This is a genomic window from Kosakonia quasisacchari, assembly GCF_004331415.1.
Classification (GTDB): Bacteria; Pseudomonadota; Gammaproteobacteria; order Enterobacterales; family Enterobacteriaceae; genus Kosakonia; species Kosakonia quasisacchari.
On sequence record NZ_SJOP01000015.1, the window covers coordinates 93,104 to 111,193 of the forward strand.

Here is an 18,090-nt window from a genome sequence, read left to right on the forward strand (position 1 = left end):
TACAGGGCTGACATTACATATGGGCGGCGATTAGCTGCTGATTGTCCTGATACATGGCAAACAGATAGTTGTTGTAGCTCGCACCACGGGTTGAGTAACCCTTCAGCTTATGGATCATGTTGGTCGCCGTCACTTCCTGGTCCGCTTTACGCAACTGCGCACGGGATTTACGGAATGACGCATACGCGGCATGAGTGTTCAGGTTAACGACATACGCCTCAACCGACTCCTGTACGGAGTTAAAGTGAGAGTAGCCTTTCACTTTGCCAGCACCGTTTTTACAAGCGCCTTTCGCACATTTCATACCAAACAGATTATTGTTGGTACGCGCCAGTTTTGACGTGCCCCAACCACTTTCCGCTGCCGCCATGGTAGCAACCATGCTGTCCGGGATAATGTCTACACGCTCCAGCAGCGCGTTCCATGGAATACGACGCGTATTCCCGTTCCAGCTGATTTTGTAGCGTTGAGTAATATCCTTCAGACGCGTGCGCTCGGCAGGCGACCATTGGCTGTTGTACTGTTTTGACAGCAACCAGTTACGCTCGGCGGTAATCGCAGAGTTTTTGCTGGTGATATAAGGCATTACCGTCCGGAGAAACGCTTTTTTCCTTGGTGTTCCGGAAGGGTATTTTCGCAAATCAGGAAGTGAACTGCTATTTACACTATTGCGAGAATACTCTTGTTTACTGCTTGCCTGTTTTTTTACGCTTGCCTTAGTGACGTGGGCTTTGTGACTCGCTGTTTCTGTGTGCGTCTTTGCCAGCACCCCACCTGAAAATATCAAGGTGGAAAACATGAGTATCGTGGCCCCAAGTCGTCGCATGGGTATCGATATCATTAGGTCTCCTGGTCGGATATGAACATTCCAACACCTTCTTTTTTGCATAATTTTGAGAGCTGAATCTCAAATCATACCAAAAATAGCCTGCAAGAGCACGTACAGAAATAATCCAATTCTGAAATCATGTCACCAGGAAACTGCACATAAAACGGACAATCTCTTCTAAATGTGGCGGTTATCGCAAATCCACATTAACAATATGTGCGCGATCGCTCACCCTGCCCCCTCCTCCCTGGCGATTACGACCAGGGAGGAGTTCCCCCACCAGGCGGAGTGGCAAACTGAGTAAAATCGCCATCACTGGGACATCCGATGAAACACTCCGCACTGTTACTGCTGTTGCTTCCCGGCATCGCTCTCGCCGACTGGTCCGCCACCGGTTTCCCCCCTTTAACTGACGACGGCACCGGTCTCTGGCGCAGCCAGGCTGCGCTGAAAAAAGGCGAGTATCCGGTCGCGTTACAGCAGGGTCAGCAATGTTGGCAGCCCGCCGGCGACATCAAACTGAACCAAATGCTTTCGTTGAAGCCTTGCAGCAGCAGCGCGCCGCAGTGGCGGATATTCCGTGATGGCGATTACCAAATACAGCTAGATACCCGTTCCGGCACGCCAACATTGCTGCTTAGTGTCAAAAGCGAGGCCAGCGAAACGCCGGTTAACGTTGCGCGCCAGTGCCCGGTGCGTGACGATAAGCCGCTGACCGTGCCTGTTGGCAGCACCTTCCCGGAAGGCAGCGTTGTACGCGATTTCTACAGCCAACAAACCGCCACCGTACGTGACGGGAAAATCACGTTGCAACCCGCACCGGAAAGTGACGGTCTTCTCCTGCTGGAAAAAGCGCAAACGCAGGGCGCAGCCCCCTTTCAGTGGCATAACGCTACGGTCTATTTTGTCCTTACCGATCGCTTTGTGAATGGCAATTCCGCCAATGACAACAGCTACGGGCGGCATAAAGATGGCATGCAGGAGATTGGCACCTTTCACGGTGGCGACCTGCAAGGGCTGACCAGCAAACTTGATTACTTGCAGCAGCTGGGCGTCAACGCGTTATGGATAAGCTCGCCGCTGGAGCAGATCCACGGCTGGGTTGGCGGCGGTACGAAAGGCGATTTCCCTCATTATGCCTACCACGGTTATTACACGCAGGACTGGACGCGACTCGACGCCAATATGGGCAGCGAAGATGACTTGCGTAAGCTGGTTGATGAAGCGCACCAGCGCGGCATCCGCGTGCTGTTTGACGTGGTAATGAATCACACCGGCTATGCGACGCTGGCCGATATGCAAACCTTCCAGTTCGGCGCGCTGTATTTGAAAGACGAAGAGCGCAAAAAGATCCTCGGCGAGCACTGGACTGACTGGCGTCCCGCCGCCGGGCAAAGCTGGCATAGCTTCAATGATTACATCAACTTTAGCGATAAAAGCGCCTGGCAAAACTGGTGGGGTAAGAACTGGATCCGCACCGATATCGGCGACTATGACAACCCCGGTTTTGACGACCTCACCCTGTCGCTGGCGTTTTTACCGGATCTGAAAACCGAATCCACCACGCCTTCAGGTTTACCGGTGTTTTATCGCCACAAACCGGATACACACGCTCGGGAAATCGCAGGTTATACCCCGCGCGATTACCTCACCCATTGGCTCAGCGAGTGGGTGCGTGAATACGGCATTGACGGTTTTCGCGTTGATACTGCCAAACATGTCGAGCTGGCGGCCTGGCAACAATTAAAAACCCAGGCCACAGCGGCACTTGCAGAATGGAAAAAGGCCAATCCGCAGAAAAAAATCGATGACGCCCCTTTCTGGATGACCGGCGAATCCTGGGGGCATGGCGTGATGCAGAGCGATTATTACCGCCATGGCTTTGATGCGATGATCAATTTTGACTATCAGCAACAAGCCGCCGACGCGGTATCGTGCCTGGCGAATATGGATAATGTCTGGCAGCAGATGGCGGACAAACTGCAAAGTTTTAATGTCCTGAGCTACCTCTCCTCCCACGATACCCGGCTGTTCCGCGAGGGCGGCCAGCAAGCCGCAGAGCTTTTGCTGCTTGCCCCCGGCGCGGTGCAGATCTTTTACGGCGATGAAAGCGCGCGGCCTTTTGGCCCGACAGGATCGGATCCATTACAAGGTACGCGATCGGATATGAACTGGCAGGATCTCGACGGCAAGAGCGCCGCCAGCCTGCAGCACTGGCAAACCCTGGGGCAGTTCCGCGCGCGCCATCCGGCGCTGGGCATGGGCAAACAAACCACGCTTACGCTACCGCAGGGCTACGGTTTTGTTCGTGAGCAAGGCGAAGACAAAGTGATGGTGGTCTGGGCGGGTGCTGCGCGCCGCTGAGCCATAAAAGCAAACATCAGCATAATATATCGCTCAACTGTCATTGATAAGAATTAAGAGTGAAAAAGGCGCACCGGCGGCGATTTGCACCTCGCCGTCTGGAGCGCTATGGTTAGCCACTTTGATCCGCAGCCCGACAGAGCAGTAGCGATGACATTTTCACTTTTCGGCGACAAATTTACCCGCCACGCAGGCATCACACGCCTGATGGAGGATCTCAACGACGGTTTACGCACCCCTGGCGCGATCATGCTTGGCGGCGGTAACCCGGCACAAATCCCGGCGATGACCGACTACTTCCACAACCTGCTTGCAGACATGGTGGAAAACGGCAAAGCGACTGATGCACTGTGCAATTATGACGGCCCGCAGGGTAAAACGGAGTTACTGACGGCGCTGGCAGCTATGCTGCGTGAAGAGTTAGGTTGGGATATTGAGCCACAGAATATTGCACTGACAAACGGCAGCCAGAGCGCGTTTTTCTACTTGTTCAACCTGTTTGCTGGCCGCCGCGCCGATGGGAGCACCAGGAAAGTGCTTTTCCCGTTGGCACCAGAGTACATTGGCTATGCCGATTCCGGGCTGGAAGAAGATCTGTTTGTCTCCGCGCGCCCCAACATTGAACTGTTGCCGGACGGGCAGTTTAAGTACCACGTCGATTTTGAACACCTGCATATTGGCGAAGAGACCGGCATGATCTGCGTCTCGCGCCCGACCAACCCGACCGGCAACGTGATCACCGACGAAGAGTTGATGAAACTGGATATGCTGGCGAATCAGCACAACATTCCGCTGGTGATTGATAACGCTTACGGCGTCCCTTTCCCGGGCATTATCTTTAGCGAAGCGCGCCCGCTGTGGAACCCAAACATCATTCTGTGTATGAGCCTGTCGAAACTGGGCCTGCCGGGTAGCCGCTGCGGCATTATTATCGCCAGCGAAAAAGTGATCTCTGCAATTCGCAATATGAACGGCATTATCAGCCTCGCGCCAGGCGGCATTGGCCCGGCGATGATGTGCGAAATGATTAAGCGCAAAGATTTACTGCGCCTCTCTGAAGAGGTGATCAAGCCGTTTTACTACCAGCGGGTACAGGAAACGATCGCCACGCTGCGCCGCTATTTACCGGAAGAGCGCTGCCTGATCCACAAACCGGAAGGGGCGATTTTCCTCTGGCTGTGGTTTAAAGACCTGCCGATCAGCACCGAGCTGCTGTATCAACGGCTGAAAAAACGCGGCGTGCTGATGGTGCCAGGAGACTACTTCTTCCCGGGTCTGGATAAACCCTGGCCGCACACCCATCAGTGCATGCGCATGAACTATGTGCCGGAGCCGGAGCTTATCGAAGCAGGCGTGAAAATCCTCGCCGAAGAGATTGAAAAAGCCTGGCAAGAAAACTAAAGCGAACACGCTGAATTAAGCCCTCTGTCGAGGGCTTTTTTATCGCCCACGAACAAGGGCGCGTCACCTCGACCTGATGCCTTTGGGCTTAACGCTTGCAGAACTGGCAGCGGCTTTTCTTTATGATTTGCGAATCACTGCTTTCTATGGGGGGTGATTTTTAGTGCAATGCACGCCGATTTGCTGGCTAGAGCCGCTGGCTTTGCAGCCGATTCTCGCGAAGCTGCACCGGGTTTAGGCAACTCAGCGCGTTGGTCGGGCAAGCCTCGACACAAGCCGGACCGTTTTCACGATGCTGGCACAGATCGCACTTCAGCGCCTGCGCCCGGTCATCAACACGCATCACCTGCATGGCACCAAACGGGCAGGCAATCATGCAACTTTTACAACCGATACAGCGCGCTTGCTCAACCAGCACCGCGCCGTTGGCCCGACCAATCGCGCCGACCGGACAGACATTAGCGCAGGGAGCGTCTTCGCAATGATGGCAGGTAACGGCAGTAGAGAAATCGCCTGTTTTCACCACGCGGATGCGCGCGGAAAAGGTCGCGGGTTTCACACCCGAGCAGTCCTGATTATCTTCATGCGACACCACACACGCGACTTCGCAGGTGCGACAGCCAATGCATTTGGTCGAATCAGCGATAATAAAACGGTTCATTCCCCACTCCACCTGGGCACGAAAACGACAAGGGTGCCAGAAAAAACCGCCGCAATGCTTTGATCGCAAGCGGGAAAGCCGCCAGTTTTGTCATTTGCCTGAACATTTCTGGCAACCTGCATCAGGCGTGCAGGAGCCGCTCGCCAATGAGCATTGAATCTGCTATCACGTTCCAGTTTGATTCCACAGGTTTCGCATCCGCTGCCGGGCTGCTTGCGCTTAACGTCAAATCTTCCGCTGGGTTCGGGGAGACATTGAAGGTTATGACCGGCGTTTCCTTGCGGTAAATTGCTTTGCGAGGGTTGATGCGGCTGGCGAAAAATCGCCAGCCCGAGAGTTGATCACTCTTTGAGGAATAACGCCTTGTCGCGCAGGATGTGGTCATTGCCACGGCGACGGGTAAAACCAATGCGGTCGAAATACTCGAGGATCTGAATCGCCAGTTTGCGCCCCACATTCAGCGTATCGCGAAAGTCTGCTGCGCTGGTCGAACCGCGCGCCTGATCAAGATCGCGGATCATGCTGGCAAAGGTCACAATGCGATCGTTGCGGTAATAACGATCTTTGACGATCGCCGTAATCAATCCCTGCTGCGCCGCCTGGCGCAGTACGCCGCGCATTGCCTGTTCATCAACACCGATTTCCCGGGCTAAATCCCGCACCCACCAGGGTTCGTCGCCAAACAGCGGCGCGGTTTTCTGCCACAACTGCGCCTGCTCGTCGCTGAAACCGGCTTTATGCTCCGGCAAGTGCAGCCAGCCGTGGTGGCTGTGGATATCGCCGCTCTCACGCATACGTTCAATCAGCGTTAATACCAGCGCTTCATCTTCCATGGGCAGCGCCATGCGTCGCAGGCGTTCGCGCCCAGGACCCGGCTCTTCGCGATGCTGTTCATGGTAAGTCGCCAGCGTGTCCAGCAACTTGCGCTGCCAGCGCGCGGCTACGGGCGCATTGAGCAGGTTATCACCCGCGCGGATAAAACCGGGGTTATCGAGTAGCGCCGCCAGACCGTTGCTGCTTAACTGGCGAGCCCAGCCAAACGCGCGCAGATCCACCGCCCCGCGCGATAAATGCACGGCCAACGCCTGGGCATCATCTTTGGCTTGCGCCAGTTCGCCAATCCACGCCAGGTAATCCACCTTGCGCTTGCCGCGACGCGGTGAGTTCAGCGTCACCACGCGCGCACCCGCCAGCGTGCTGCGCGCGGAGATATCACGCAGCACCAGTAAGTCGTTGTCCGCCAGCCACAGCGGCGTATCAAGCACCAATTCGGCAAGGCCATTTTCCAGCAGCGACACGCGCCCGGTAACGTGGCTGGCGGCATGATGAATATGCAATGGCTGCCATTGCGTCAGCGGAACGTGAGTTTGCAGGGAGACAATCAGCCGCTCGGTGGGTTCGTCGGGCTGCTGCGACAACAGCCAGTCACCGCGGCTAAGCGCTTCTTTTTCTGCATCACCGGCAATATTCAGTGCGATACGTTGCCCGGCATGAGCGTGATCGACAGGTTGGTTCTGCGCATGCAACCCGCGCACACGCATCGGTTTATTCGCCCCGGTCAGCCACAGCGTATCGCCTACGCGGACATCGCCGGACAGCGCCGTTCCCGTCACCACCAGCCCCGCGCCTTTTACCGTGAAAGCGCGATCCAGCGCCAGGCGGAAACGCTGATGCTCCGGATGCGCGCGTTCTGGCAATTGCAACAGGTGTTCACGTAACTCAGCAATACCGCGCTGTTCCGTGGCGGCAGTGACAAACAGCGTCGCCTGCGGGTAACCAAAGGCCAGGAGCGTGTTTTGTACTTCCGCGCGCACCTCGGCAATGCGTGCCTCATCCACACGGTCTGCCTTGGTCAGTGCCACCGTCAGCGCCGGGTTGCCGGTCAATTGTAAAATCGCCAGATGCTCGCGCGTCTGCGCCATTACGCCATCATCACATGCCACCACCAGCAGCGCATGGTCGATGCCGCCAACACCCGCGAGCATATTAGAGAGGAATTTTTCATGCCCAGGCACATCAATAAAACCCGGCACACGGCCATCCGGCTGTGGCCAGTAGGCGTAACCGAGATCGATGGTCATGCCGCGTTTTTTCTCTTCCGGCAGACGATCCGCATTCACGCCGGTAATCGCTTCAATCAAGGTGGTTTTGCCGTGGTCGACGTGCCCGGCAGTAGCAATAATCATTTCAGCAACATCTCCAGCAAGCGGGATTCATCATCAATACAGCGGCAATCCAGCCACAGGCGACCATCGTAAATACGACCAATCACCGGCTGTGGCAGCGCCCGCCACTGCGCGGCCAGCGCCTCCAGACGTCGGCCACTGCCATCGCGCGGAGTAAACGTCAGCGCCGCGCCCGGCAGCCTGTCGACCGGCAGCGAACCGCTACCAATTTGTGACAGGCAGGCTTCCACACGCAGCTCAAACGCGTGATAACGCGCCGTCAGCGCCGCGTACAAGCGCTGCGCTTGCTCACGAATTTCCGCCTCCGGGCGGGTTAAGTAACGCAGCGTCGGCAGGTTCTCAGTGAGTTTTTCCGGGTGCAGATAGAGGCGTAACGTCGCCTCCAGCGCCGCAAGTGTCATTTTATCCGCCCGCAATGCGCGTTTCAGCGGGTGCTGCTGCAACTGTTCAATCAGCGTTTTTTTACCCACGATAATGCCCGCCTGCGGGCCGCCGAGCAGCTTATCGCCGGAGAAACTCACCAGGCTTACACCAGCGGCAATCAGCGCTTGCGGCATCGGTTCCTGCGGCAAACCGTAGCGGCTTAAATCGACCAGTGAACCACTACCGAGATCGACAATCACCGGTAGCGCATGCTCTTCGCCTAGCGCGACCAGCTCGGCTTCATCCACCGCTTTGGTAAAACCTTCGATATGGTAATTACTGGTGTGGACTTTCATCAGCAGCGCGGTGTTATCGTTAATCGCCTGGCGGTAATCCTTCGCATGCGTGCGGTTAGTGGTGCCCACTTCGTGCAGCACACAACCCGCCTGGCGCATCACATCCGGAATGCGAAACGCACCGCCAATTTCTACCAGCTCACCGCGTGACACCACCACTTCGCGACCAGCCGCCGTCGCTGCCAGCATCAGCAACACTGCTGCGGCATTGTTATTGACGATGCAGGCGTCTTCCGCGCCGGTAAGCTGGCAGAGTAAATCCGCCAGTGCGCGATCGCGATGACCGCGACCCGCGCCATCGAGGTCATACTCCAGCGTCACCGGCGAGCCCATCACCTGCGCGACGGCGTCGATGGCGGCCTGCGGCTGAACCGCGCGGCCTAAGTTTGTGTGCAGCACCGTGCCGCTCAGGTTAAACACCGGGCGCAGCGCGCTGCTGTCGCTTTGTTCCAGCCGCTGTTGCGCCGCCGCTGCCCAGTCGAGGCACCAGTCGGGTAACGTTTGTGCTTCACGGATCTGCGCGCGCGCCTCGTCCTGAAGCTGGCGCAGCGTTTGCGCCACGCGACTGTGGCCGAAAGTAGTTAATAAAGTGGCGAACGCCTCGTCACGTAACAGGCGATCGGTCGAAGGGATCTGGCTGTAAAGAGTTGTCATGAAAAGGCCTGGCTATGAGTTGCCCCCTCCCGTCAGGGGGTTTGACGTGAGGGGATTGTACAGTGACTTGCTCAGGCGGACATCATGCTTATCAAGCCTTCGGTGGTTCGGTACGGGCGAAACTCTCGCGCTGAAACAGGTTTTCCACCAGCTTTACCAATAAGGGGCGATCAACACACCAGCCGGGCGAAACATGGCGGAAGTTGAGGTAACCAATGGCGCAGGCGATTGCCACCGTCGCCAGGTTCAAGGTATCCACACTCAGCGAGCCATCTTTAAGATAGTTTTCCAGCGCGTCCAGCCCGCGCGAAACTTTTTCCCGCTGGCGTAACAGCTCCGTTTCCGATTGTTGTTCGACCGGGCGCGCCAGCTCGCGAACCGAGACCAGTGCGGCATCCATAATGCCGTCGGCCAGCGCTTCCAGTTGGCGAACTTTTAACGCCGCTTTGGGATCAGTAGGTAACATAGCCGGGGCGATATTCAGCAAATCAATGTATTCCGCAATGATCGGCGAGTCGTACCACACTTCACCGTCATCGGTTATCAGCGCCGGAACTTTGCCAAGCGGGTTATACTGCGCCACGCTATTAACAGCGTTATAGGGCTGTTCATTGATAAACTCAAAGGTAATGCCCTTTTCCAGCAGGATCACCGAAATTTTGCGTACAAAAGGGCTGGTATAGCTGCCGATCAGTTTCATTGCCTTCTCCGTTTTCGCCAACAAAAACCTAAGTATGAACGAGCGGGCGCAGATTGTTTCATCAAGATGAAAACTTCTGCCGCTACAGTGAGTATCACTTCCGGCAGTGAAAGGAAGTTACAGGTTATGCGGCTCGCCAAAAACACAGGTTGCTGGCGATCACACTCGGAAAAGTCCTGACGAAAATATCTTGTGATCCATATCACAAATACATAACAAATCATCGAGTTAAAAATGTGAATAACATCACACTTACAGGCTCATAACGTGTGGTTTTTGCGCTTTGTTCTTTTTTTACACTGATTTTTTGTGATAAATATCACACTAATAGGTGGCATACCCCCTACATTAGTGTGATCTAAATCACACTAATGTGCGTCATCTGGACAGCTACGCGATTCGGTGCGAGATTTCGCCTCACAGATAACCCAGGTCCGGCTACCTCTGCCGCCACGTTAACAACAAACCTCGGGCTTCCGGCCTGTGCGATAGCAAACATAAGAAGGGGTGTTTTATGTCATCCGATATCAAGATCAAAGTGCAAAGCTTTGGTCGTTTTCTCAGCAATATGGTGATGCCGAATATCGGCGCGTTCATCGCGTGGGGGATCATCACCGCATTGTTTATTCCTACAGGGTGGTTGCCTAACGAGACGCTGGCGAAACTCGTTGGCCCAATGATTACTTATCTGCTGCCTCTGCTCATCGGTTACACCGGTGGTCGTCTGGTAGGCGGCGATCGTGGCGGCGTAGTCGGCGCGATTACCACAATGGGGGTTATCGTCGGTGCGGATATGCCGATGTTCCTCGGTGCAATGATCGCGGGTCCGCTTGGCGGCTGGGCGATTAAACACTTTGATAACTGGGTCGACGGTAAGATCAAATCCGGTTTCGAAATGCTGGTGAACAACTTCTCCGCTGGCATCATCGGTATGATCCTCGCCATCCTGGCGTTCCTCGGCATTGGTCCTGCGGTTGAAGTGCTGTCCAAAGTTCTGGCAGCGGGCGTTAACTTCATGGTTGCGCACGAAATGCTGCCGCTGGCGTCTATTTTTGTTGAACCGGCGAAAATCCTGTTCCTCAATAACGCGATCAACCACGGTATCTTCTCACCGCTGGGTATCCAGCAATCGCATGACCTCGGCAAGTCCATCTTCTTCCTGATTGAAGCGAACCCGGGCCCGGGTATGGGCGTTCTGCTGGCGTATATGTTCTTTGGTCGCGGCAGCGCTAAACAATCTGCTGGCGGCGCGGCTATCATCCACTTCCTGGGTGGTATCCACGAAATTTACTTCCCGTATGTGCTGATGAACCCGCGTCTGCTGCTTGCCGTTATCCTCGGCGGTATGACTGGCGTGTTCACCCTGAGCGTGCTGAACGGCGGCCTGGTCTCTCCGGCTTCTCCAGGTTCCATCCTGGCGGTGCTGGCAATGACGCCAAAAGGCGCGTACTTCGCCAACCTGGCGGCTATTTTCGCTGCGCTGGTGGTTTCTTTCGTGATCTCTTCCATCCTGCTGAAAACCAGCAAAGTGAAAGACGACGAAGACCTGCAAGAAGCGACCCGTCGCATTCACGAAATGAAAGCCGAGTCTAAAGGCGCAACCCCGCTGGCGGCGGGCGATGTGACCAACGACCTGAGTCATGTGCGTAAAATCATCGTCGCATGTGACGCCGGTATGGGTTCCAGCGCCATGGGCGCAGGCGTGCTGCGTAAGAAAGTGCAGGATGCAGGTCTGAGCAACATCTCTGTGACCAACAGCGCGATCAACAGCCTGCCGTCTGACGTTGACCTGGTGATTACGCACCGCGATCTGACCGAGCGCGCTATGCGCCAGGCACCGCAGGCGCAGCATATTTCGCTGACCAACTTCCTCGACAGCGGCCTGTACACCAATCTGACCGAACGTCTGGTTGCTGCACAGCGCCACACTGACAACGAAGCCAAAGTCACCAGCAGCTTGCAGGACAGCTTTGATGCCCCGAACACCAACCTGTTCAAGTTGGGTGCGGAGAATATCTTCCTGGGTCGCACAGCGAGCAACAAAGAAGAAGCCATCCGTTTTGCCGGTGAGCAACTGGTCAAAGGCGGCTACGTTCAGCCGGAATACGTGGAGGCCATGCTTGAACGCGAAAAACTGACCCCGACCTATCTGGGTGAGTCCATCGCAGTACCGCACGGCACGGTGGAAGCGAAAGATCGCGTGTTGAAAACCGGCGTGGTGTTCTGTCAGTATCCGAACGGTGTTCGCTTCGGTGAAGAAGACGACGACATCGCCCGCCTGGTGATCGGCATCGCGGCGCGTAACAACGAGCACATTCAGGTGATCACCAGCCTCACCAATGCATTGGACGATGAGACGGTGATTCAGCGTCTGGCGCATACGACCAGCGTTGAAGAAGTGCTGGCACTGCTCGGCAAGTAATCGGTTTTCCTCCCTCTCCCCACGGGGAGAGGGCTAGGGTGAGGGGAAATATTTGCGGTTCCTCACCCCAGCCCTCTCGGGTAAAAACATTGATGAAGGTTAAGTCTATGAAAGCATTACATTTTGGCGCAGGTAATATCGGACGTGGCTTTATCGGCAAATTGCTCGCCGACGCGGGGATTGAACTGACGTTCGCCGATGTGAATCAGGTGGTGCTCGACGCCCTTAATGCCCGTCATAGCTATCAGGTGCATGTGGTTGGTGAAAAAGCGCAGGTCGATACCGTCTCCGGCGTTAACGCCGTGAGCAGCATTGGTGATGAAGTTGTCGACCTGATTGCACACGTTGATCTGGTGACCACGGCGGTCGGCCCGGTGGTGCTGGAACGCATCGCGCCGGCTATCGCCAAAGGTCTGGCAAAACGTAAAGCGCAGGGTATTAACACGCCGCTGAATATTATCGCGTGTGAAAACATGGTGCGCGGTACCACGCAGTTGAAAGGGCATGTCATTAACGCACTGGCGGACGCCGACAAGGCTTGGGTTGAAAAACATGTTGGCTTCGTGGATTCCGCCGTTGACCGTATTGTTCCGCCGGCTGAATCCGCGACTAACGATCCGCTGGAAGTCACGGTGGAAACCTTCAGCGAGTGGATTGTTGATAAAACCCAGTTCAAAGGCGCGCTGCCAACCATTCCGGGCATGGAATTAACTGATAACCTGATGGCATTTGTTGAACGTAAGCTCTTCACGCTGAATACCGGGCATGCTATAACCGCGTACCTTGGAAAACAGACCGGCCATCAAACCATTCGCGACGCAATTCTGGATGCCAACATCCGTGCGGTTGTGAAAGGCGCAATGGAAGAGAGCGGCGCGGTGCTGATCAAACGTTATGGCTTCGATGCCGACAAGCATGCCGCGTACATTCAGAAAATCCTGGGTCGTTTTGAAAACCCCTATCTGAAAGACGATGTTGAGCGCGTAGGTCGTCAACCGCTGCGTAAACTGAGCGCGGGCGATCGCCTGATCAAACCATTGCTCGGCACGCTGGAGTACAACCTGCCGCACGCTAACCTGGTGAAAGGAATTGCCGCTGCCATGCATTACCGCAGCGAGCAGGATCCGCAGGCGCAGGAGCTGGCTCAGCTTATCGAAGAGAAAGGCCCGCAAGCCGCTCTGGCGCAGGTTTCCGGCCTGGATGCTAACAGCCCGGTCGTTAACGAAGCCGTCAGCGTCTATAACGCCAGGGCATGATGCCGACGATGGCGCGGGAAACCCCGCGCCAGTTAACGAAATTGTCAGATATGCAGGCAATAATGGAAAAAACGCAGGCTTTCGAAAACCGTGTTCTCGAGCGTCTGAATGCTGGCAAAACCGTGCGAAGCTTTTTGATCGCCGCCGTTGAGTTGCTCAACGAAGCTGTCAATATTCTGGTATTGCAGGTATTTCGCAAAGATGACTACGCGGTGAAATACGCTGTAGAGCCGCTGCTTGACGGTGATGGACCGCTGGGCAATTTGTCCGTGCGTTTAAAGCTGATTTACGGTCTTGGGGTCATTTCCCGCCCGGAATATGAAGATGCCGAGCTGTTGATGGCGCTGCGTGAAGAGCTCAATCACGATGGCACCGAGTACGCGTTTACCGATGATGAGATCCTCGGGCCATTTGGTGAACTGCACTGCGTTGCTGCCCTGCCGCCCACGCCGGTGTTTGATACCAGTGACGCAAGGCTTTTGGCCATGCAAAAACAGCGCTACCAGCAAGTGGTGCGTTCAACCATGGTGCTCTCTTTGACCGAGCTTATTTCCCGTATCAGCTTAAAAAAAGCATTCCAGAAATAACCTTCGCCATAAATACTGTATCCTTATCGTTTTACTCCCCAACGAACTGAGCCTCATGAAAGAAGTCGAAAAGAACGAAATTAAGCGCCTGAGCGACCGCCTCGACGCTATTCGCCACCAGCAAGCGGATCTCTCCTTAGTTGACGCAGCAGAAAAATACGCTGAGCTGGAAAAAGAGAAAGCCACGCTGGAAACCGAAATCGCCCGGCTGCGCGAGCTGTACACTCAGAAGCTGAGCAAAGAAGCGCAGAAGCTGATGAAAATGCCATTTCGCCGTGCGATCACCAAGAAAGAGCAGGCCGACCTCGGCAAACTGAAAAAAAGCATCCGTGGTCTGGTGGTTGTACACCCGATGACCGCGCTGGGCCGCGAAATGGGTCTCGATGCGATGACCGGCTTCGCTAACATCGAGTTCTGATCCTTTCTTAATAGCTCTGGCCGCTGAATAGCGCCAGGGCTGCACAATTGGCCCTACCAATTTCCATCGTTCCTCTCCCTGGTTCACAAATCCATCAAATCCCGTCACAGATGCATTGCCAGTTGGCAACATTTGGATAACCATTCGTTATCACAACCCCTACACAACCCAACTGGCAGGACCACTTTTACAAAACATGTGACGCAGAGCTAAGCGCAGACTTGCCGCTCGCCGGTTTTGTTGTGGTTCTCAGGAGACCTGCATGAATCTCTGGCAACAGAATTACGACCCGGCTGGCAACCTTTGGCTTTCCAGCTTAATTGCATCGCTACCGATCCTGTTTTTCTTTTTTGCGCTGATAAAGCTCAAACTGAAAGGCTATGTCGCCGCCAGTTGGACTGTCGCCATCGCCCTTGGCGTGGCGCTGCTGTTTTACCGTATGCCGCTCGATCACGCGCTGGCCTCGGTGGTTTATGGCTTCTTCTACGGATTGTGGCCGATTGCGTGGATCATTATCGCCGCCGTTTTTGTCTATAAAATCTCGGTCAAAACCGGGCAGTTCGACATTATTCGATCTTCGATTCTGTCGATTACGCCAGACCAGCGTCTGCAAATGCTGATTGTCGGCTTCTCTTTCGGCGCGTTTCTGGAAGGGGCCGCCGGATTTGGCGCGCCGGTCGCCATTACCGCCGCGTTACTGGTGGGTTTAGGTTTTAATCCGCTGTATGCCGCGGGCCTGTGCCTGATCGTCAACACCGCGCCAGTCGCCTTTGGCGCAATGGGCATTCCGATTCTGGTCGCCGGGCAAGTTACCGGGCTGGACAGCTTTGAAATCGGCCAGATGGTTGGCCGCCAGTTACCGTTCCTGACCATTATTGTGCTGTTCTGGATCATGGCGATTATGGATGGCTGGCGCGGCATAAAAGAGACCTGGCCGGCGGTAATGGTTGCGGGCGGCTCGTTTGCTATCGCGCAGTATCTAAGCTCCAACTTTATCGGCCCGGAGCTGCCGGACATCATCTCGTCGCTGGTTTCGCTGGTCTGCCTGACGTTGTTCCTCAAGCGCTGGCGTCCGGTGCGCATCTTCCGCTTTGGCGATATGGGCGCATCGCAGGTGGATCTCGATTTAAAACGTACCCAATACAGCGGCGGGCAGATCCTGCGCGCCTGGTCGCCGTTCCTGTTTTTGACCGCCACCGTGACGCTGTGGAGTGTGCCGCCATTTAAGGCGCTGTTTGCCCCTGGCGGTGCGCTGTATGACTGGGTATTCACTGTTTCTGTACCGCATCTCGACAAGCTGGTCGCGCGTATGCCGCCGGTGGTCAACGCCGCTACGCCTTACGCTGCGGTGTATAAATTTGACTGGTTCTCCGCCACCGGCACCGCCATTCTGTTTGCCGCCATTTTGTCGATTGTCTGGCTGCGCATGAAGCCGAAGGATGCCGTCACGACGTTTACCAGCACGCTGCGTGACCTGGCGCTGCCGATTTACTCGATTGGTATGGTGCTGGCGTTCGCCTTTATCTCTAACTATTCCGGGCTGTCCTCAACGCTGGCACTGGCACTGGCGCACACCGGCAGCGCCTTCCCATTCTTCTCGCCGTTTCTCGGCTGGCTGGGCGTCTTTCTGACCGGTTCAGATACTTCATCGAACGCGCTGTTCGCCGCACTGCAAGCCACCGCTGCGCAGCAAATTGGTGTGTCGGATGTACTGATGGTCGCAGCGAATACCACTGGCGGCGTTACCGGCAAGATGATTTCGCCCCAGTCGATCGCCATTGCCTGTGCGGCGGTGGGGCTGGTAGGTAAAGAGTCTGACCTGTTCCGTTTTACTGTTAAACACAGCCTGATTTTCACCTGCATGGTGGGGGTGATTACGACACTTCAGGCGTATGTTCTTACCTGGATGATCCCATGAAAGTGTTACCCAGACGCCTGACAGACGATGTCGCCGACCGTGTGCGGGCGCTGATTGCCGAACAACAGCTGGAAGCGGGCATGAAACTGCCCGCAGAACGCCAGCTTGCCGTACAGCTTGGTGTGTCGCGCAACTCATTGCGTGAAGCGTTATCGAAACTGGTCAGCGAAGGCGTGCTCCTCAGCCGCCGTGGCGGCGGCACATTTGTGCGCTGGCAGCATGATGACTGGTCGGAGCAAAACATCGTCCAGCCGCTGAAAACGCTGCTGCATGATGACCCGGATTACAGTTTCGATATTCTCGAAGCGCGCCACGCCATCGAAGCCAGCACCGCCTGGCACGCGGCGATGCGCGCTACCGAGGCCGATAAAGAGAAAATTGTGCTGTGCTTTGAAGCCACGCAATCCGATGACCCGGATCTCGCTTCGCAGGCGGATGTGCGTTTCCATCTCGCCATCGCCGAGGCCTCGCATAACGTGGTGTTATTGCAAACCATGCGCGGGTTCTTCGACCTGCTGCAATCCTCGGTAAAACAGAGCCGCCAGCGCATGTACCTCGTTCCGCCCGTTTTTTCACAACTGACCGAGCAGCACCAGGCGGTGATGAACGCCATTCTTGCCGGCGACGCCGATGGCGCGCGTCAGGCGATGATGGCGCACCTCGGTTTCGTGCATACCACTATTCGTAAATTCGATGAAGATCAGGCCCGCCAGGCACGCATCACCCGCCTGCCCGACGAGCAGCACATTCACTCCAGGGAGAAAAAAGCATGATTATTTCCGCAGCCAGCGACTATCGCGCGGCGGCTAAACGCATTTTGCCGCCGTTCTTGTTTCACTATATCGATGGCGGCGCGTATGCCGAATACACTCTGCGCCGCAACGTTGAAGACCTGTCCCAGGTGGCGCTGCGCCAGCGAGTGCTAAAAGACATGTCTGAACTCAGCCTCGAAACCACGTTGTTTAATGAAAAGTTATCGATGCCGGTGGCGCTTGCCCCAGTTGGGCTGTGCGGCATGTACGCCCGGCGCGGTGAAGTACAGGCGGCGGGCGCGGCAGATGCGAAAGGCATTCCTTTTACGCTCTCGACAGTTTCCGTCTGCCCGATTGAAGAGGTCGCGCCGACGATTAAGCGCCCGATGTGGTTCCAGTTATATGTGCTGCGCGATCGCGGCTTTATGCGTAACGCGCTGGAACGGGCGAAAGCCGCCGGTTGCTCAACGCTGGTATTCACCGTGGATATGCCTACCCCAGGCGCGCGCTACCGCGATGCCCATTCCGGCATGAGCGGCCCGAATGCGGCGCTGCGCCGTTACCTGCAATCGGTGCTGCATCCGCAGTGGGCGTGGGATGTCGGCGTCAACGGGCGGCCGCATGACCTGGGGAATATCTCCGCTTATCTCGGTAAACCGACCGGGCTGGAGGACTACATTGGCTGGCTGGCGAAGAACTTCGATCCGTCAATTTCATGGAAAGACCTGGAGTGGATCCGCGAATTCTGGGATGGCCCGATGGTGATCAAAGGGATCCTCGACCCGGAAGATGCCCGCGACGCGGTGCGCTTTGGCGCAGACGGCATTGTGGTTTCTAACCACGGCGGCCGCCAGCTCGACGGCGTGCTCTCTTCCGCCCGCGCGCTTCCGGCAATTGCCGATGCAGTGAAAGGCGATATCACGATCCTCGCCGACAGCGGCATCCGTAACGGGCTGGATGTGGTGCGGATGCTGGCACTCGGCGCGGATTCTGTCCTGCTGGGCCGCGCTTACCTGTACGCGCTGGCGACGCATGGCCGCAAAGGCGTCGCGAATTTGCTCGATCTGATTGAGAAAGAGATGCGCGTGGCGATGACGCTGACCAGCGCGAAATCGATTCGCGACATCAGCAAAGACTCGCTGGTCCAGGAACTGAACCAGTTACCTGCCGCGCTGGCACCGTTGTCGCATGGCGACGCCGCTTAGAGAGTGCTATCCTGCCCC

At 56.0% G+C, this 18,090-nt stretch carries 15 protein-coding genes; 10 read left to right on the top strand and 5 right to left on the bottom strand.

Annotated elements, in window-relative coordinates; genetic code table 11:
• Positions 1-13: 13 nt before the first annotated feature.
• Entirely contained in the window at positions 14-841 is an 828-nt protein-coding gene (locus tag E0L21_RS16645; RefSeq protein ID WP_131411413.1) for a protein bax, read from the bottom strand.
• 315 nt (positions 842-1,156) lie between these two features.
• Here E0L21_RS16645 and E0L21_RS16650 point away from each other — a divergent pair, with 315 nt between their 5' ends.
• Positions 1,157-3,193, top strand: a complete 2,037-nt coding sequence (locus tag E0L21_RS16650) for an alpha-amylase (protein ID WP_131411415.1) — start codon at positions 1,157-1,159, stop codon at positions 3,191-3,193.
• A 150-nt stretch (positions 3,194-3,343) separates the two neighbouring features.
• Positions 3,344-4,594, top strand: coding sequence for a valine--pyruvate transaminase (avtA, locus tag E0L21_RS16655; RefSeq protein ID WP_380209583.1), 1,251 nt, complete (start codon positions 3,344-3,346; stop codon positions 4,592-4,594).
• A gap of 187 nt (positions 4,595-4,781) precedes the next feature.
• Here the strand turns inward: avtA and E0L21_RS16660 are convergent, their stop codons facing one another.
• On the bottom strand, positions 4,782-5,255 hold the full coding sequence (locus E0L21_RS16660) for a 4Fe-4S dicluster domain-containing protein (RefSeq protein WP_131411419.1): 474 nt from the start codon (positions 5,253-5,255) through the stop codon (positions 4,782-4,784).
• A 146-nt stretch (positions 5,256-5,401) separates the two neighbouring features.
• On the opposite strand from E0L21_RS16660, the gene E0L21_RS25025 reads away from it, so the two are divergent.
• Positions 5,402-5,542: a hypothetical protein gene (locus tag E0L21_RS25025; RefSeq protein ID WP_165501922.1), complete on the top strand. Its 141-nt coding sequence runs from the start codon at positions 5,402-5,404 to the stop codon at positions 5,540-5,542.
• Between the two features lie 54 nt (positions 5,543-5,596).
• On the opposite strand, the gene selB is transcribed toward E0L21_RS25025, so the two are convergent.
• The 3 genes from selB to E0L21_RS16675 form a co-directional block, all read right to left on the bottom strand.
• Positions 5,597-7,441 carry a selenocysteine-specific translation elongation factor gene (gene selB / locus E0L21_RS16665; protein ID WP_131411421.1) on the bottom strand — a complete coding sequence of 615 codons (1,845 nt, stop codon included), beginning with the start codon at positions 7,439-7,441 and terminating at the stop codon, positions 5,597-5,599.
• On the bottom strand, positions 7,438-8,814 hold the full coding sequence (gene selA, locus E0L21_RS16670) for an L-seryl-tRNA(Sec) selenium transferase (protein WP_131411423.1): 1,377 nt from the start codon (positions 8,812-8,814) through the stop codon (positions 7,438-7,440). Before selA ends, selB begins: the two co-directional genes overlap by 4 nt.
• Before the next feature lie 91 nt (positions 8,815-8,905).
• Entirely contained in the window at positions 8,906-9,514 is a 609-nt protein-coding gene (locus E0L21_RS16675; RefSeq protein ID WP_131411425.1) for a glutathione S-transferase, read from the bottom strand.
• A 514-nt stretch (positions 9,515-10,028) separates the two neighbouring features.
• Here E0L21_RS16675 and E0L21_RS16680 point away from each other — a divergent pair.
• The 7 genes from E0L21_RS16680 to lldD all read left to right on the top strand — a co-directional run bounded on the left by E0L21_RS16680 (position 10,029) and on the right by lldD (position 18,072).
• A complete protein-coding gene (locus tag E0L21_RS16680) occupies positions 10,029-11,936 on the top strand; it encodes a PTS mannitol transporter subunit IICBA (RefSeq protein WP_131411427.1) in 1,908 nt (635 codons plus the stop codon).
• A gap of 107 nt (positions 11,937-12,043) precedes the next feature.
• Entirely contained in the window at positions 12,044-13,192 is a 1,149-nt protein-coding gene (mtlD, locus tag E0L21_RS16685; RefSeq protein WP_131411429.1) for a mannitol-1-phosphate 5-dehydrogenase, read from the top strand.
• Complete coding sequence (mtlR, locus tag E0L21_RS16690) at positions 13,192-13,779, top strand: mannitol operon repressor MtlR (protein WP_131411455.1); 588 nt, start codon at positions 13,192-13,194, stop codon at positions 13,777-13,779. The genes mtlD and mtlR overlap by 1 nt, the downstream gene beginning before the upstream one ends.
• 55 nt (positions 13,780-13,834) lie before the next feature.
• Positions 13,835-14,197, top strand: a complete 363-nt coding sequence (locus E0L21_RS16695; protein WP_131411431.1) for a YibL family ribosome-associated protein — start codon at positions 13,835-13,837, stop codon at positions 14,195-14,197.
• A 262-nt stretch (positions 14,198-14,459) separates the two neighbouring features.
• Positions 14,460-16,115, top strand: coding sequence for an L-lactate permease (gene lldP, locus E0L21_RS16700; protein WP_131411433.1), 1,656 nt, complete (start codon positions 14,460-14,462; stop codon positions 16,113-16,115).
• On the top strand, positions 16,112-16,888 hold the full coding sequence (gene lldR / locus E0L21_RS16705; RefSeq protein WP_131411435.1) for a transcriptional regulator LldR: 777 nt from the start codon (positions 16,112-16,114) through the stop codon (positions 16,886-16,888). Before lldP ends, lldR begins: the two co-directional genes overlap by 4 nt.
• Positions 16,885-18,072, top strand: a complete 1,188-nt coding sequence (lldD, locus tag E0L21_RS16710; RefSeq protein WP_131411437.1) for an FMN-dependent L-lactate dehydrogenase LldD — start codon at positions 16,885-16,887, stop codon at positions 18,070-18,072. The genes lldR and lldD overlap by 4 nt, the downstream gene beginning before the upstream one ends.
• Positions 18,073-18,090: the final 18 nt, after the last annotated feature.

What these genes read in the sequence shown, in the direction of transcription:
- E0L21_RS16645 (WP_131411413.1), bottom strand. Translation starts at nt 841, where the DNA reads ATGATATCGATACCCATGCGACGACTTGGGGCCACGATACTCATGTTT.
- E0L21_RS16650 (WP_131411415.1), top strand. Translation starts at nt 1,157, where the DNA reads ATGAAACACTCCGCACTGTTACTGCTGTTGCTTCCCGGCATCGCTCTC.
- avtA (WP_380209583.1), top strand. Translation starts at nt 3,344, where the DNA reads ATGACATTTTCACTTTTCGGCGACAAATTTACCCGCCACGCAGGCATC.
- E0L21_RS16660 (WP_131411419.1), bottom strand. Translation starts at nt 5,255, where the DNA reads ATGAACCGTTTTATTATCGCTGATTCGACCAAATGCATTGGCTGTCGC.
- E0L21_RS25025 (WP_165501922.1), top strand. Translation starts at nt 5,402, where the DNA reads ATGAGCATTGAATCTGCTATCACGTTCCAGTTTGATTCCACAGGTTTC.
- selB (WP_131411421.1), bottom strand. Translation starts at nt 7,441, where the DNA reads ATGATTATTGCTACTGCCGGGCACGTCGACCACGGCAAAACCACCTTG.
- selA (WP_131411423.1), bottom strand. Translation starts at nt 8,814, where the DNA reads ATGACAACTCTTTACAGCCAGATCCCTTCGACCGATCGCCTGTTACGT.
- E0L21_RS16675 (WP_131411425.1), bottom strand. Translation starts at nt 9,514, where the DNA reads ATGAAACTGATCGGCAGCTATACCAGCCCTTTTGTACGCAAAATTTCG.
- E0L21_RS16680 (WP_131411427.1), top strand. Translation starts at nt 10,029, where the DNA reads ATGTCATCCGATATCAAGATCAAAGTGCAAAGCTTTGGTCGTTTTCTC.
- mtlD (WP_131411429.1), top strand. Translation starts at nt 12,044, where the DNA reads ATGAAAGCATTACATTTTGGCGCAGGTAATATCGGACGTGGCTTTATC.
- mtlR (WP_131411455.1), top strand. Translation starts at nt 13,192, where the DNA reads ATGCCGACGATGGCGCGGGAAACCCCGCGCCAGTTAACGAAATTGTCA.
- E0L21_RS16695 (WP_131411431.1), top strand. Translation starts at nt 13,835, where the DNA reads ATGAAAGAAGTCGAAAAGAACGAAATTAAGCGCCTGAGCGACCGCCTC.
- lldP (WP_131411433.1), top strand. Translation starts at nt 14,460, where the DNA reads ATGAATCTCTGGCAACAGAATTACGACCCGGCTGGCAACCTTTGGCTT.
- lldR (WP_131411435.1), top strand. Translation starts at nt 16,112, where the DNA reads ATGAAAGTGTTACCCAGACGCCTGACAGACGATGTCGCCGACCGTGTG.
- lldD (WP_131411437.1), top strand. Translation starts at nt 16,885, where the DNA reads ATGATTATTTCCGCAGCCAGCGACTATCGCGCGGCGGCTAAACGCATT.